This window comes from Vibrio cyclitrophicus (assembly GCF_024347435.1).
In the GTDB taxonomy this organism is placed as follows: Bacteria; Pseudomonadota; Gammaproteobacteria; order Enterobacterales; family Vibrionaceae; genus Vibrio; species Vibrio cyclitrophicus.
The window spans coordinates 1,607,691-1,624,266 of record NZ_AP025480.1; the positions used below are offsets into that span (position 1 = coordinate 1,607,691).

Annotated in this window: 10 protein-coding genes; 8 read left to right on the plus strand and 2 right to left on the minus strand. The window is 43.0% G+C overall.

The features are described 5' to 3' along the window. Positions 1–176: 176 nt before the first annotated feature. The 8 genes from OCW38_RS06955 to rmf all read left to right on the plus strand — a co-directional run bounded on the left by OCW38_RS06955 (position 177) and on the right by rmf (position 13,993). The gene (locus tag OCW38_RS06955) at positions 177–5,018 is read left to right on the plus strand and encodes an NAD-glutamate dehydrogenase (protein ID WP_261895566.1); all 4,842 of its coding nucleotides are present in this window, start codon (positions 177–179) and stop codon (positions 5,016–5,018) included. Between the two features lie 307 nt (positions 5,019–5,325). After that, positions 5,326–6,336: a quinone-dependent dihydroorotate dehydrogenase gene (pyrD, locus tag OCW38_RS06960; protein WP_010440770.1), complete on the plus strand. Its 1,011-nt coding sequence runs from the start codon at positions 5,326–5,328 to the stop codon at positions 6,334–6,336. A 204-nt stretch (positions 6,337–6,540) separates the two neighbouring features. Further along, on the plus strand, positions 6,541–7,089 hold the full coding sequence (locus tag OCW38_RS06965) for a cell division protein ZapC (RefSeq protein WP_016767709.1): 549 nt from the start codon (positions 6,541–6,543) through the stop codon (positions 7,087–7,089). A 507-nt stretch (positions 7,090–7,596) separates the two neighbouring features. Further along, positions 7,597–9,717 carry a bifunctional 23S rRNA (guanine(2069)-N(7))-methyltransferase RlmK/23S rRNA (guanine(2445)-N(2))-methyltransferase RlmL gene (gene rlmKL, locus OCW38_RS06970; protein ID WP_261895569.1) on the plus strand — a complete coding sequence of 707 codons (2,121 nt, stop codon included), beginning with the start codon at positions 7,597–7,599 and terminating at the stop codon, positions 9,715–9,717. Positions 9,718–9,785: 68 nt separating this feature from the next. Then, positions 9,786–10,004, plus strand: a complete 219-nt coding sequence (locus tag OCW38_RS06975; protein ID WP_009846663.1) for a glutaredoxin family protein — start codon at positions 9,786–9,788, stop codon at positions 10,002–10,004. Beyond that, positions 9,982–11,898, plus strand: a complete 1,917-nt coding sequence (locus OCW38_RS06980; protein ID WP_102385200.1) for an ABC transporter ATP-binding protein — start codon at positions 9,982–9,984, stop codon at positions 11,896–11,898. The genes OCW38_RS06975 and OCW38_RS06980 overlap by 23 nt, the downstream gene beginning before the upstream one ends. A gap of 9 nt (positions 11,899–11,907) precedes the next feature. Beyond that, entirely contained in the window at positions 11,908–13,659 is a 1,752-nt protein-coding gene (locus OCW38_RS06985; RefSeq protein ID WP_261895572.1) for a DUF3466 family protein, read from the plus strand. A gap of 160 nt (positions 13,660–13,819) precedes the next feature. Further along, a complete protein-coding gene (rmf, locus tag OCW38_RS06990) occupies positions 13,820–13,993 on the plus strand; it encodes a ribosome modulation factor (RefSeq protein WP_010440780.1) in 174 nt (57 codons plus the stop codon). 248 nt (positions 13,994–14,241) lie between these two features. Here the strand turns inward: rmf and fabA are convergent, their stop codons facing one another. Further along, positions 14,242–14,757 carry a bifunctional 3-hydroxydecanoyl-ACP dehydratase/trans-2-decenoyl-ACP isomerase gene (gene fabA, locus OCW38_RS06995; protein ID WP_010440782.1) on the minus strand — a complete coding sequence of 172 codons (516 nt, stop codon included), beginning with the start codon at positions 14,755–14,757 and terminating at the stop codon, positions 14,242–14,244. Positions 14,758–14,827: 70 nt separating this feature from the next. Further along, a complete protein-coding gene (locus OCW38_RS07000) occupies positions 14,828–16,480 on the minus strand; it encodes a Lon protease family protein (RefSeq protein WP_261895574.1) in 1,653 nt (550 codons plus the stop codon). Positions 16,481–16,576: the final 96 nt, after the last annotated feature.

Here is a 16,576-nt window from a genome sequence, read left to right on the forward strand (position 1 = left end):
TTCACCTCTTACCACCTCCAAAACAATTAACTATTTTTCAATAATGCTTTTACAATAAATGAATGCATTACCTTTGCTTAACTCGTTAGTAGAAAAGCGCTCAACGGCACGTTTCAAACACCCGATTAAGTGATCCCCCTAATAATAAAATATAATTCTAATTGTGGAGTGTGACTATGACCGCACGTGAAACTGTGGTTCCAGTTTTACTTGAAAAAGTTTACAAACTGATTCAAGACAAACTTGACCTTGCTCATCGACCTCTCGTAACTCAACTTGCTCAACACTTGTTTAGTAATGTTTCTCACGACGACTTGACTCAGAGAAACGAATCCGATTTATATGGTGCTGTAGTTAGCTTATGGCATCACATCAATGAAAAAAAAGCCGACGAAATCTCTGTTCGAGTATTTAACCCAACAGTAAGTCGTCAAGGTTGGCAGTCTACTCACACAATCGTAGAGATTGTAGTACCAGACAGCCCATTCCTGGTTGATTCAGTAAAAATGGCATTAACCCGTCTCGATCTTTCTTCTCACCTTATGCTTCACAACCCAACTCAAATATCTCGCTCTGATAAGGGCAGTGTTGTCGGCGTTAGCAATAACGAAGGTGCATTCCAATCGCTTTTCCATATCGAAGTTGACCGTCTTAGCAGCAAAGCTGAAATGACAGCGCTCAAAACGGAACTGCTGGATATTTTTACCGACACTGGGCTTGTTGTTAACGATTGGCTGAAAATGGTAGAAAGACTTGGAGAAGTTACTAACCAAGTTGAAGAGCAGAAAGATACCATTCCTGTCGACAGCCAGCGCTTTGATGAAACATTGGCATTTCTTCGTTGGTTAGGTGAGCACAACTTTACGTTTATGGGCTACAAGGAATATGACCTTGTTTCTGTGAATGGCGACACAGAATTGCAACCGACTAAAGAGCAAGGCCTTGGTTTGTTCGCAAATTCAGATCGCGTTCGCAATGTTAAGCTGTCTGAATTTTCTGACTCGGCACGTCTAGAAGCGAAAAAACCTTATGTACTTATCGTAACTAAAGGTAACACGGCTTCTCGCATTCATCGCCCAGCTTACAATGACTACATTGGCATTAAGAAATTCGACAAGAACGGTAAGGTCATTGGCGAGCACCGCTTTACAGGCCTTTACACTTCAGCCGTTTATAACCAAACCGTTGAAAGTATTCCTCTAGTTCGTGAAAAAGTAGAGCGTATCTTAGACGCGAGTGGTTACCGTGAGGGTTCATATTCTTACAAAGCACTACACAACATTCTTGAAAACTACCCACGAGATGAATTGCTTCAAGCTCGAGAAGAAGAGCTACTAGAAGTGGGCACTGGTGTCGTACAAATGCAAGATCGTGATCTTCTGCGCTTGTTTGTTCGCAAAGACCCGTTTGGCCGTTTCTTTAGTTGTATGGTTTACGTAACAAAAGATCGTTACAACACTGAGCTTCGCCGTCAAACACAACGCATCTTGAAGCAGTACTTTGGTTGTGAGCAGGAAGTGGAATTCACAACATACTTCTCTGAAAGCCCACTGGCGAGAACGCATTATATTGTTCGTGTTGATAACAACAACATGGATGTGGACGTGAAAACAATTGAGCAAAATTTAATGGAAGTATCGTCTACATGGGATGACCGTCTCTCTGAATCAATCATTGCAAACTTTGGTGAAAGCAAAGGCCTTCCATTGTCGAAAGAGTATATGCGTGCATTCCCACGTTCGTACAAAGAGGACATGATGCCAGGCTCAGCTGTTGCTGACATCGAACGTTTAGAAGCGTTAAGTGTAGACAACAAACTGGGTATGCTTTTCTACCGTCCTCAAGAAGAAGCGGCGGATTCAAAAGCTGTTCGTTTGAAGTTGTTCTATCACAGTGATGAGCCAATCCACCTTTCAGATGTAATGCCAATGCTTGAAAATTTTGGCCTGCGCGTTATCGGTGAATCTCCATATGAAGTCCGTAAAACCAATGGTGTGACATATTGGATCTTGGATTTCTCAATGCTGCATAAGAGTGACAAGACAATTGATCTTCGTGAAGCTCGTGATCTTTTCCAACAAGCGTTTGCGGCAATTTGGGCGGGCGAGTTAGACAGCGATGGTTTCAACCGCTTGGTGCTAGGCGCGGGTCTTTCTGGTCGTGAAATTTCAATTTTACGTGCTTATGCACGCTACATGCGCCAAGTTGGCTTCCCATTCAGTCAACAATATATTGAAGACACACTGTCTCATTACCCAGATTTAGCAAAAGGTCTAGTCAGTTTATTTGGCAAGCGTTTTGATCCTAAACTCAAGGGTAGCGCGAAGGGCCAACAAGATCTTATCAAGAAGATCACTGAGCAGTTGGATCACGTAGAAAGCTTGGATGATGATCGTATCATTCGTCGCTACATGGAAATGATCACTGCCACGCTGCGTACTAACTACTACCAAGTAGATGAAAATAAGCAATCTAAGCCTTGGTTGGCTCTGAAAATGAGACCAAGTGAGATTCCAGATATCCCGGCACCGGTTCCTGTATTTGAGATTTTCGTTTACGCACCGGACATTGAAGGTGTGCATCTACGTGGCGGCAAAGTTGCGCGTGGTGGTTTACGTTGGTCAGACCGTCAAGAGGATTTCCGTACGGAGATTCTAGGCCTAGTTAAAGCACAGCAAGTTAAGAATACGGTGATTGTGCCCGTTGGTGCAAAAGGTGGTTTCGTTTGTAAGCGTCAGCATATGATGTCTGGCCGTGATGAAATCTTCGCTGAAGGTCAACGTTGTTATAAGCGCTTCATCCGTGCATTACTCGACGTATCAGACAACATCATCGAGGGTGAGGTTATCCCACCTAAGAGCGTCGTTCGTCATGATGAAGACGACCCATATTTAGTTGTTGCTGCGGATAAAGGTACCGCGACATTCTCAGATCTGGCTAACTCAGTTGCTGCAGAGTACAACTTCTGGCTAGGAGACGCGTTTGCATCGGGTGGTTCTAATGGTTATGACCATAAAGCCATGGGGATTACAGCAAAAGGTGGTTGGGAATCGGTTAAGCGTCACTTCCGTGAGATGGGTATTAACTGTCAAACCACAGACTTCACTGCGATAGGTGTTGGTGATATGGCTGGTGACGTGTTTGGTAACGGCATGCTGTTATCTAAGCACATCCGTTTACAAGCTGCGTTTAACCACATGCACATCTTCATTGATCCTAACCCAGAATCAGCGTCAAGCTGGGTAGAGCGTGATCGTCTATTTAATCTACCTCGCTCAAGCTGGGAAGATTATAATAAAGACCTGATTTCTCAAGGTGGTGGCATCTTCTCTCGCCGAGCGAAGTCTATCTCTCTGACACCTGAAATACAGAAAATGCTGGGCACGAAGAAAGCATCAATGGCACCAAATGACTTGATCAAAGCGATCCTGTCTATGAACGTTGATCTACTTTGGAACGGTGGTATTGGTACTTATGTTAAGTCTTCAAGCGAGACTCATACTGATGTAGGTGACCGTGCAAATGACGTTCTACGTATCGATGGTCGCGACCTAAAGGCCAAGGTTGTTGGCGAAGGTGGGAACTTGGGTATGACTCAATTGGGTCGTATTGAATACGCTCTAACGGGCGGTCGAGTTAATACTGACTTCGTTGATAACGTTGGTGGTGTAGACTGCTCGGATAACGAAGTTAACATTAAGATCTTCTTGAATGGTTTGGTGTCTAATGGTGATCTAACCGTCAAACAACGTAACCAAGTTCTTGAGTCTATGGAAGACGAAGTAGGCGAAATCGTACTAGACGACGCATACTGCCAAGCCGAATCTATTTCGGTTACTGAGCACCAAGGTGTTGGCTTAGTCAAAGAGCAAATCCGCTTTATTCACACAATGGAAAAAGCAGGGTACTTGGATCGTGGTTTGGAATATATCCCAGATGACGAAACATTGCTTGAGCGCGAAAAGCAGGGTCAAGGCCTAACAAGACCAGAGCTTTCTGTACTTGTTGCTTACGGTAAAATGGTACTTAAAGAAGATCTTGTGAGTGATGATATTGCGAATGATGAGTTCCATGCTCGACAGTTGATGCAATACTTTCCAACTGCGTTACGTCGTAACTACTCTCAGCATATGGATAACCATCCATTGCGTGCAGAAATCATTGCGACTGCACTCGCTAACCAAATGGTTAACGAAATGGGATGCAATTTTGTGACTCGCTTGCAAGAAGAGACGGGCGCAAATATTGTAGATATCGCTAATGCTTACGCAGCATCTCGCGAAATCTACGGTTTAGGTCAGGTGCTTAAGAGTATTCGTGAACTCGATAACATCTCAAGCTCTGAAGCTCAATACGAGTTGCTTTATCATGTACGCCGTACTCTTCGTCGACTCGCTCGTTGGTTGCTAAGAAATCGTACAGGTAAGCAATCGGTGAATGCATTGATTGAGTTATACCAAGGTGATGTAGTTACGATAACTGAGAATCTGGATGAAAATCTTGTGGCTTTAGAAGTAGAAGAGCATCAAGCAATGGCTCAAGTGTGGATTGACCAGGGCGTGAATGCAGAACTGGCTAATTCAGTCGCACGTTTGTCTAGCTTATACTCAGCGCTGGATATATCCACAGTAGCTCGTGAAACCGGTAAAACAGTACAACAAGCGTCTAAGCTTTACTTCAACCTTGGCGACCGTTTGTCATTGCACTGGTTCTTGAAGCAAATCAATGGCCAAGCTGTAGACAACAATTGGCAAGCACTGGCGCGTGCAGCATTCAGAGAAGATCTGGATTGGCAACAACGTCAGTTAACTGGCCAAGTACTCAACTGTGGTTGTGCTTCGGACATCGATGTGATTAAAGCGCTTGATGATTGGATGGAAAATAACTCTGTTTCTCTACATCGCTGGGAAAGTATCTTGAACGAATTCAAAGTAGGTTCGGTTCACGAGTTTGCTAAGTTCTCAGTGGCATTGCGTGAATTGATGCTGTTAAATCTTAATTGTATGTCTAAAGATTAGCGATTAGATAAAGACAATAATACAAAGGCAGGCCATAAGGTCTGCCTTTTTTGTTTGGAAAAGTCGAACTACTCATTTGATTGAGTGATTATGCTTAGGTTAAGGGGAACAAAGTGAAGTAGTAGGGTGAAGGATACTCAAACTCAGCGAGTGTTTATAGAAACGGTATCGTTTGCTTAATAAAGAACCTCATTCGCTAACAAACTCGATTATCTTACCCCTACAGACAGTAATAGATTGAATAGTTGAGTAAATAAGTAAATAATATCGCCCCGTTTACACGGGGCTTTTTTCTATCGGAGGCACAATGCTTTACCGTCTAGCCAGAACTGGCTTTTTCCAACTTGATGCCGAAAAGGCACATGATCTTGCAATTCAAAATTTCAAACGCTTCACAGGCACACCTATTGATCTTTTGTATCGCCAACAGTTACCTCACCGACCTGTAGAATGCATGGGTCTTACTTTTAAAAACCCAGTTGGCCTTGCTGCTGGCCTAGATAAAAACGGCGAATGTATTGATGCATTTGGTGCAATGGGTTTTGGTTTCGTTGAAGTCGGGACTGTTACTCCTCGTCCACAAGCGGGTAACGACAAACCTCGTTTATTCCGTCTTGTTGAGGCTGAAGGTATCATCAACCGCATGGGCTTCAATAACCTAGGCGTCGACAATCTGATTGAGAACGTTAAGAAGTCAAACTACGACGGTATCTTAGGTATCAATATCGGCAAGAACAAAGACACACCAATTGAAAAGGGCGCAGAAGATTACCTGATTTGTATGGAGAAGGTATATCAATACGCGGGTTACATTGCTGTGAATATCTCTTCACCAAATACTCCTGGACTTCGTTCTCTGCAATACGGTGAAGCTCTAGACGATCTGTTGTCTGAACTTAAAGCGAAACAATCTGAACTGGAGGAGAAGCATGGCAAGTATGTTCCTCTTGCTCTTAAGATTGCTCCGGATCTAAGCGACGACGAGATTAAACAAATTTGTGAATCATTGGTCAAAAATGAGATTGATGGTGTGATCGCAACCAACACGACGTTGGATCGTTCAATTGTTGAAGGCATGAAGCATTGCGATGAAGCGGGTGGCCTTAGTGGGCGTCCAGTTCAATCTCGTAGTACAGAAGTGGTTCGTAAACTTCACGAAGAACTTGGTGACAAACTGCCGATCATTGGGGTAGGTGGCATTGACTCTTATGTCGCAGCAAAAGAGAAAATGATGGCAGGTGCTAAACTTGTCCAAGTTTATTCTGGCTTTATCTATAAAGGCCCAGGTCTTGTAGGCGATATTGTCAAAAATCTATAGTTCGTAAAATCGATCGTAGTCAAAGGCTATAATCCGGTATCGTCTTACTAAAAGAGACACTGTAACTCAATGAGTTGTAGAGAAAAGCGATAAGAAAGAGGAATTTATTTCCTCTTTTTTTTTGCCTATTGCTCAGTAAAATTACTGTAATTGAAGGTAATTTTGCGTTTTACCTAATGGAATGGTTCAACAGTGTGAGACGAAATGATGCTTAAACCTAGCGATACATGGAATTGGTATTACGATGAGCAGCAATGTTCATTAATGCTAAGCCTCGGAGAGGATATGATTTTCAAAACGAATCTGGTCCGCAATAAGCTGGTGGACTGCGCGTTTAGAGATAATGAATTCACCGTTGATGACGCATCCTCATACCAAACCTTCAAAGAACAAATTTCTGGCTTAGAACTGTCTGAGCCTCGTCAAGCTGAACTTGCACTTTATTGTGTGGCAGCAAAGCGCTTCCACAAGCCTGTGCAGCCTAAGAGTTGGTTTTTCGACTCACAAGGTACAGGCCATGAACACCCTCAAGAAGGGGACATAGTACAAATGAGTAACGAGCATAGCTTAGGTTACTTCATCGTACTAGAAGTGGGAGAGTGTGCGAGCCTATGTGCTTTTGTAGACCTAGAAGAGTTCTTACTTACCCCTTCAAAAGGACTTCGATTTGGTGACTCTATTAAGGTGATGCATGACAGAATGGTAAACGCGAACGCTATTCTTCATCACGGCCACATAGCGATGGTCGGTTAAGCTCCAATCTAGAGCATTATTTCTAGCACATATTACAGCGCACAATTCACAAAACCTTCCTCAGAATCGGCTTAATAGCCGATTTTTTTGTGCCTAAAAAACCTCATTCTGATAAATACATCACCTGTTATCCATTTAAATAGTGAACACTCGACTATTTTTTCGCCTTAATTCCTGCCTGTTTTTATCACCAAAAGTGTAAATAACTCGAATTTATTCCTTGTTTATTGTCATTTGTAGCTAACTTTCACTCATAAATTTAATCTGGTATATACCAATTTTGATGTGAATATAAATTCAAATCACCACTTTGGGCGATGTTAGGTCACAAATCATGTTGGTTTAGTAAGTCTTATGTCCTAAGGGAATGTGGGTAAGCGATCGCTTCGACACTGTGCACTTGCTAGCCAGTTAGTCGAAAGATTCAATGAAAAGACGAGTTTAGTGTGATGCTCTGGTAATAAATTCAGGTATAATCGAGCTCATTTTTATCAATAAAAGAACACTATGAATCAATATCTAGCGGTTACCTCAAATGGCCTTGAGAATTTATTAGTTGAAGAACTAACCCAACTAGGGATTACAAACGCAAAACCTGTTCAAGCAGGTGTTAAATTCAAAGCCACCAATGAGCAAATTTATCGTTGTTGTTTGTGGAGCCGTTTGGCTTCTCGATTTGTACGTGTCCTTTCTGAATTCACTTGTATGGACGACATGGATTTGTACCTATCAACCACAGCGGTTAACTGGGTAAATCAATTCCATAGCTCTAAGCGTTTTGTTGTTGACTTCAATGGTACGAACAACGAAATCCGTAATAGCCAATACGGTGCGATGAAAGTAAAAGATGCCGTTGTTGATTGCTTTGAGAAGAAGTCTTTACCTCGTCCTTCTATTAGCAAAGAGAACCCAGACATTCGTATCCACGTTCGTTTACACCGTGATAAAGCGATTCTTGGTGTTGATATGGTAGGTAGCGGTCTTCACCAACGTGGTTACCGTCCTGAATCAGGTCGAGCACCACTACGTGAAACTCTTGCTGCCGCGATTCTTCTTCGTAGTGGTTGGGACGCAACTAAGCCTTTCCTAGATCCAATGTGTGGTTCAGGTACGTTAGTGATTGAAGCGGCGATGATGGCTGCAAACATGGCTCCAGGTGTTAAACGTCAGAAGTGGTGTTTTGAATCACTAGAAGATTTCGAACCAGAGCTATGGGCTGAAGTGAAAGCTGAAGCGAACGTTCAAGGTCGTCGTGGTGTTAAGAAAGTGGAATGTAAGTTCTATGGCTACGACAATGATGAACGTATGATCAAAACTGCGCGTGACAATGCTCGTCGTGCCGGTGTTGAAGAGTTGATTGAATTCGAAGTAGGCGATGCTGCAAAGCTTAAGCGTCCTACAGAGTTTACTGATGGTGTGATTGTTTCTAACCCGCCTTACGGTGAACGTCTTGGTACCGAGCCGGGTCTTATTGCTCTTTACACAGCATTCGGCGCGCAGCTTAAAGCTGAATTTGGTGGTTGTAACGCGTCTATCTTTTCTAGTTCAGACGAACTACTTAGCTGTTTACGCATGCGTGCAGAAAAACAGTTCAAATTGAACAACGGTGCGTTACCGTGTCACCAAAAAAACTATTCAATTTCAGATCGTCCGATGTCAGAACGTTCAACGGGCGAGCAAGAACAGCTGATTGCGCCTGATTTCGCAAACCGTCTTAAAAAGAACATCGGTAAAATTGGCAAGTGGGCTAAGAAAGAGCAATTAGATTGCTACCGTATCTATGATGCTGACTTACCAGAATACAATGTAGCGATTGATGTATACCCAGGCCACCTTGTGATTCAAGAATACGCAGCGCCTAAAGATGTACCAGAAGATAAAGCAAAGCGCCGTCTAACCGACATTATCCGTGCTTCTATTCAAGTAACGGGCGTTGAAGCAAACAACGTGGTTCTTAAGGTTCGTCAGAAGCAGAAAGGCCGTTCTCAATATCAAAAAATGGCTCAAGATTCATCTAACCTAGAAGTGAACGAGTACGGCGTTAAACTCATTGTTAATCTTCATGATTACTTAGATACAGGCTTGTTCTTAGACCATAAGATCACTCGTCGTCGTATCGGTGAGATGGCTGCAGGTAAAGATTTCCTAAACCTGTTTGCTTACACTGGCAGTGCATCTGTTCATGCTGCAGTAGGTGGCGCACGCTCTACAACAACGGTTGACATGTCGAATACCTACCTTGAGTGGGCAAAGCAGAACATGGAGCTTAATGGTCGTGTTGGTCGTCAACATCAGTTTGTGCAAGCTGACTGCTTACAATGGTTGGTTAAAGAGCAGGGTTCTTACGATCTGATTTTTATTGATCCACCTACGTTCTCAAACTCTAAGCGTATGGATCAATCTTTCGATGTTCAACGTGATCACATTCAGTTGATGGAAAACCTTAAGCGTCTTCTTCGTGAAGAAGGTACGATTGTGTTTTCCAACAACAAGCGTCACTTTAAGATGGATCTAGAAGGTCTAGAAGCGTTAGGTCTTAAAGCTCAGAATATCTCAGCTAAGACGCTTCCATTAGATTTCTCTCGTAATAAGCATATTCATAACTGCTGGTTGATTACACACAAATAATCAAAGAGATTGTATAAGGATATAGAGTGCTGACTCTCTACAGTACAGAAGGGTGCCATCTATGTGAGATGGCATTCAAACTCACGGAACAGTTAAACATTAGCCATCACGTCAACGTTGTCGACATTGCATTTGATGATGAGCTCTTTTCCCGTTACGGGGTCACTATTCCGGTGCTCAAATTTGAAAGCTCTGACTTTTCTCAAAGCTCAGAGCTTAACTGGCCATTTGGCTTGTTAGAACTTAATGATTGGTTAAAAAAGAATGGCATTACTTACAATTCATAACGGGCAATTAGCGTTTGGCGATCACCCGTTATTAGATCGTGCGGACTTTGCACTGCAAGAAAATGAACGTGTGTGTTTAGTAGGGCGCAATGGCGCGGGTAAGTCTACGTTGATGAAGATCCTGTCAGGGAATATCATCATGGACGACGGTAAGATGCAAATCACACAAGATGTAGTTGTATCTCGCTTAGAGCAAGATCCCCCGCGTAATGAGCAAGGTACCGTCTATGACTACGTTGCTGGTGGCTTAGCTGAAATTGGCGAGCAACTGAAGATCTATCATGATCTTTTGGATCTCATTGGTACTGACCCAAGTGAAAAGAACCTAAACCGTCTTACTCGTGTTCAAGAGCAGTTAGATCACGCAAACGCATGGCGTTTCGAAGATCGTGTAAGTAACGTAATGGCGGCGCTTAAGCTGACTGCTGAAACCAAACTGACCGATTTGTCTGGTGGTTGGCAACGCAAAGCTGCGCTTGCGCGTGCATTAGTGTGTGATCCAGACGTTCTACTTCTAGACGAACCGACTAACCACTTGGATGTTGCAACTATTGAATGGTTAGAAGGCTTCCTGAAAGACTTCCGTGGTTCAATCATCTTTATCTCGCATGACCGTGCGTTCATTAAATCGATGGCAACACGTATCGTTGATCTTGATCGCGGCAAACTGAGCTCTTTCCCGGGGGATTACGAAAACTACCTATTAGAGAAAGAAGAAGCGTTGCGTGTTGAGGAAATGCAGAACGCTGAATTTGATAAAAAGCTTGCTCAAGAAGAAGTTTGGATTCGTCAGGGGATCAAAGCTCGTCGAACTCGTAACGAAGGCCGTGTGCGTGCTCTCAAGAAGCTGCGTGAAGAACGTATCAATCGTCGTGAAGTGCAGGGTAAAGCGGTTATCCAGATTGATGATGGTCAACGCTCAGGCAAGATTGTATTCGAAGCAGAAAATCTTAACTTTGGTTTTGAAGGCAAAGAGATTGTTAAAGACTTTAGCTTCAACATCATGCGTGGTGATCGTATTGCTCTGATCGGTCCTAATGGCTGTGGTAAGAGTACGGTGCTTAAACTACTTCTTGATCAACTTAAGCCAGATTCAGGTCGCCTGCATTGTGGTACTAAGCTGGAAGTGGCTTACTTCGACCAATATCGTGAAATCCTAGACCCTGAGAAGTCTGTAATTGATAATCTAGCGGATGGTAAGCAAGAAGTGACAGTAGGCGGCCGTGAGCGCCATGCACTGAGTTACCTGCAAGATTTCTTATTCTCTCCTAAACGTGCTCGTACTCCTGTAAAGGCACTATCTGGTGGTGAGAAAAACCGTCTGTTATTAGCTCGTATCTTCCTTAAGTCGAACAACTTATTGATTCTCGATGAGCCGACCAACGATCTAGATATAGAAACTTTGGAACTTTTAGAAGATTTGCTTGCCAACTATCAGGGTACACTTCTTTTAGTGAGCCACGATCGTCAGTTTGTTGATAATACGGTGATGACAAGTTGGATCTTTGAAGGTAATGGCGTTATTGAAGAATTTGTTGGTGGTTACCATGATGCCCAGCAGCAAAGAAAGCAGGCATTAGAGTACCGACAGGTTGAAAAGCCATCAAAGCCCGAGAAAGTAGTTGAGGAAACTCCCAAAACTGCGTCAGTTAAGGCTAAACCTAAGAAGTTATCGTATAAGCTACAACGAGAACTAGAAGCGCTACCAATGCGTTTAGAAGAATTGGAAACTCAAATTGAAACTCTTCAGGAAGAAGTCAACGATCCCAGCTTCTTTTCAAAATCTGTAGAGCAGACACAACCAGTTTTAGATAAGCTATCTGCAGCAGAGCAGGAGCTTGAAGTTGCTTTTGAGCGCTGGGAAGAGCTCGAGGCACTACAACAGGAAAGTTAAGAAGTAATAATGACTTGTACTAAATTTAAATTAACTACAGTTGCAGCCCTAGTTTTGGCGGCAACTCATGCTAACGCAGCGCTTTACAAGGTCGTTGAAGTCACTCCTTCAATTACAGGTGCCTCTGAAATCTATGGTGTGGCGATTCAACCTGGTGTTGCGACAGACGGGAAGAATGAGCTTGCGTTAGGTTGCTTCGATTCAGCTGCGACTAACTGTACCGATAGTGCATTTAAACTTGCTGGTGAGACTCGCGATACGCTTGAAGCGGTAAGTTATCGTGAAGAAGTACCATTCGCAATGGATGCACCATTTCAGTACATTCAAGAGCGTGATGATTTCGAAAACTATTGTTATCGAGAGCTGAGATATTCTACATGTGAAAGTTGGGCAGATAATCGCTGGTACGACACTTGGAATAAGGAAAGAAACGATCTTACTTATGTCAATGCGAAAGCCTTTGTTGAACATGACATAGTAGACGGAGAGCAAACGTTTGTAACATTTGAGAGCCGCAATACGGTTATTAACTCTCTAGATAATGACGCTAAACCACTAGGTGTTAAATCTGAAGGAAGTATACGTAATAATGCGCTGTTTACGACGGCTGTTGGGCCTGTTGGTACTTCTGAAACTCGTGCATGGAAAGCGATTACGGCAAGCAACGGTACTGTATATAATGTAGGTAGTGTATCTACGAAAGGCCCTGCTACTGACACTTCGGACACAACATTTAGCTCAAAAGCAGCAATTTGGGACGAAACGAATACAAAGCAAATCGATTGGGTTAGAGGTGGCAATGCTCAGCAAGGTGATTATTTTGCCCAAGGTAGCATGCGATCAATCACAATTGATGAGACAAACTCAATTTTTTATGGCGTAGGTTACAACACAGTAGATGGTAATAGTAATCTTCAAGACATGAACGCAAGTGTTTTTGTTAGTGATTCATTAGATCTTACTAGCGCAACATGGACGACTAAGCAGGTTAACGGCGCACAGGTTAATTCTGGCTCATCTAATGATGATGCTAGATACAGTAACTCTGTTGCAACGGATATAAACGATAACTTGTTTGCTGTAGGTTATTCTAAACGTAATGGCTATGTGCCAGAGAGCGGTAGTGCAGGCAACAAGATTTTTGTTGTGACTGATGCATCTGCAGTAACTCCAACTGCAACGTACTTATCTGGTGGTATTTTCTTTACTGGCGCAGGCGGTGAAGCAAAGGCCGTCAACAATTTCAACGAATTTGTTGGCCAGGTTGACGCTGAAACGATTCGTGAGGTTGATGGTAGCCAGCGTAGACATCGTGGTTTTATTTACCCGTATCAAGCCGCCGGCACTGATGCATCAAGAATTGCGCTGTTTGAGAGCAAAGCTTGGTGGATAGATGATCTAACAAACGGTGCAAACGCAGATGGGAAAAATTACTCTGACGCTAATAACTATTTCCGTATCATTGATGCAACAGATATTAATGATGCAGGTGTTATTTCGGGGACAGCCATTAAGTGTACTGTAGGCGGCGTGGCACAACCGTACGACACTACATCTCATAACTCATATTGCGGTGGCGCTGCGTCTAACGCGGTTGAAGAAGTCGTCGCGGTTAAGTTGGTTCCTATTAGCGGGGCTACTGAAAAGGATATTCAAACCCGTAGTACTGACACCGAGAAGGTCGATCGTCAAGGTGCCGGGCTAGGTTGGTTAACTTTGACTGTGCTTGGTCTGTTAGGGTTCCGTAGAAAATTTAAATAATTTTATCTCTTGAGCCCGAGTTCACATTTCTGAATTCGGGCTTTTTTTCGCCTTGAGAAAAGTAAAAAATTGTTCGATTCTTAAAGTTGGAGTCACAAAAACTCCGCTAAGTTGTAATCATTGTATGTTAGTAAATCAACACCCGTATGAGGACTGCACTATGAAGAGACAAAAGCGTGATCGACTAGAACGAGCACAATCTCAAGGCTACAAAGCTGGTTTAAATGGTAGGTCGCAAGAAGCTTGCCCATACAGCCAAATGGATTCTCGGTCTTATTGGTTAGGTGGTTGGCGTGATGCCAAAGATGATAGAAATGCAGGACTCTATAAATAGATAGGGCGCAAAGAATTCAAGGTCAAGGCTCCATTGTTGATTGAAACATTGGAGCCTTGTTAGTTTCAGACGAGTGCTAAGCTCCCCAGAGCTATAAAGTATTATAGTTTCGTTATCACAAGAGCGTTTTTCTGGTGGATTTAACTTATTTCATATTTAGGTCTAGGTACCCTGATGCACTATAACTGATTTTATTGGAGCAAAAATAAAGCAGCCTTTGGCTGCTTTATTAAAATACATCAAGCCGATTAGAACGCTGACGTATCTTGGAAAAGGCCAACTTTCAAGTCTTTAGCAACATAGATCTCTTTACCATCAACAAGTACGCGACCATCAGCAAGGCCCATAACTAGGCGACGGTTAACAACACGCTTCATGTGGATCTCGTAAGTTACTTTTTTCGCTGTAGGTAGAATTTGACCTGTGAATTTCACTTCGCCTACACCTAAAGCTCGGCCTTTACCTTTGCCGCCAACCCAACCAAGGTAGAAGCCAACAAGCTGCCACATTGCGTCAAGGCCTAGACAACCAGGCATTACTGGATCACCAGGGAAGTGACAGTCGAAGAACCATAGGTCAGGAGTAATATCCAGTTCAGCAAGAATCAAACCTTTACCGAAATCACCTTCAGTTTCAGACATTTTAGTGATGCGATCCATCATCAACATGTTCGGTGCTGGTAGTTGAGGACCTTCTGGCCATAGTTCGCCTTGGCTTGATGCTAGAAGATCTTCGCGAGTGTAAGAATCACGTTTGTTTTGCATTATCAATTACTCCGATTTTTGATAGGTGCATATTAGTGAACAGGTGTACGCTAAACAAGTCCGATCAGTACTAGACAAACCAGTTTTTGATGCGTCCAACAATTCCAATAGGGTGCTCATGTCTTTCAAAGTTTTCAATACGTTCCGCGATTTTACTCAGAACGCTTTCTTGTCCATCGTCTCTAAATGGTTTGTTCATAATCAGAGGAATCGCTTCATCTACATTAGAAACAGACCAAATATGGAATTCTTCATTTTTGATGCTTTCAATAAGGTCAGGTTTAAGAGCCAGATGCCTTAAGTTAGATTTTGGAAGGATCACGCCTTGCTCGCCGGTTAAGCCATTGTGCTTACACACATGATAGAATCCTTCGATTTTCTCGTTTAACCCACCAACCGCTTGTACACGACCAAACTGATCGACAGCCCCTGTTACCGCAATATGCTGATTGATAGGGTACTCAGAAAGCGCACTCACTAGAGAGCACAGTTCAGCAAGAGAAGCGCTATCGCCATCAACTTCACAATACGACTGTTCAAACACCACAGAAGCTGCGTACGGTAGGGGATCTTCAAGGTTGAGTGCACTGCTAACAAAAGCTTGCATGATCATCATCCCTTTAGCGTGCAGGTTACCACCAAGCTCAGCTTTACGTTCAACGTCAGCAATGTCGCCATCACCGAAGTGAATAACACAAGAAATACGAGCGGGTTCCCCATAAGAGACAGGGTGTCCAGGCACATCGATAACAGTTAATCCATTTACTTGACCAACTTGTTCACCTTCAGTTTCGATAATGACCTGTCCATCTCGAATATCATCAAGAGCGCGTTCAGGTAGATACGACTCTCGGTTATATTTGTGTTGTAATGCTTGTTGGATATGGTGAATATCAATCTCACCGTTGCTCGCTTCCACGAGTGCTTCGTTCAATAGCGCATTGTGCCAAATTGGGCACAGCGGGATATAACTTTGATCTTCAGTTTCTCTTGCTCCGGCGGTAAGAATCCCCGTCAACGCTTGCTGTGTGATGTTAGGTAATTCATAGCGTTGCTGAAGCCACTTTAGATATCCAAGATATTGCGTCAAAGTGTCTTGTGAAAGCTTGATGTCTTGCTCAATTTCACTGAACAGGCAAAACCCTGTTTGAATATCACTGTCGAGATAATCAAGGTCACCTAATTGGGCTCTGTCTCCAACAACAATGAGTTTAATGTTGTAGGCAAGGGGTAAAGTAGGTGATTGATTTAAGTGTTCAGGATTACTACTGACCGGCTCTACAGCTTCACCAAGCAGGGCTGATTTTAGCAACAACCAGCTTCCAGGATTCGCTAAGATCAAGTTAGCTGAAACGATCAAATAGCCGTTGTTTGCTCTTGCGAGTAAGCCGGGTTTTGTCACGATGACTTTACCGTCTTTTGATTGAACTTGATCAAACAAAGAAACAGCATTTAAAGATTCGGTTTTTATAACCGGCAGAGTGTGATCATCTAATGCAGTGACTAAAGATTCAACAATCATTTGACGATAGATTGAGTTGTCCTGGGCGTTTACAAGTAAAACACGCGAAAGGTTGGACAAGCGGACAAAGCGGGTTAGCGCATCGTTAAATCGATGTTGAATGTCTGAAAATGGGAAAGGCGAGATGTCAGGGAATTGCTCTAATTGAGCACTATATTCGTCATACTGAGGCGTTACATGTCGCCAATCTACTTGAGTCATTTAGGTTTCTGATTATGGTAATAAGATACGGAGTATATAGAAAAACCGATCTCGCTTGTAGCTCTATGTTGTAGTTACTAATCACTAAGCTAATAT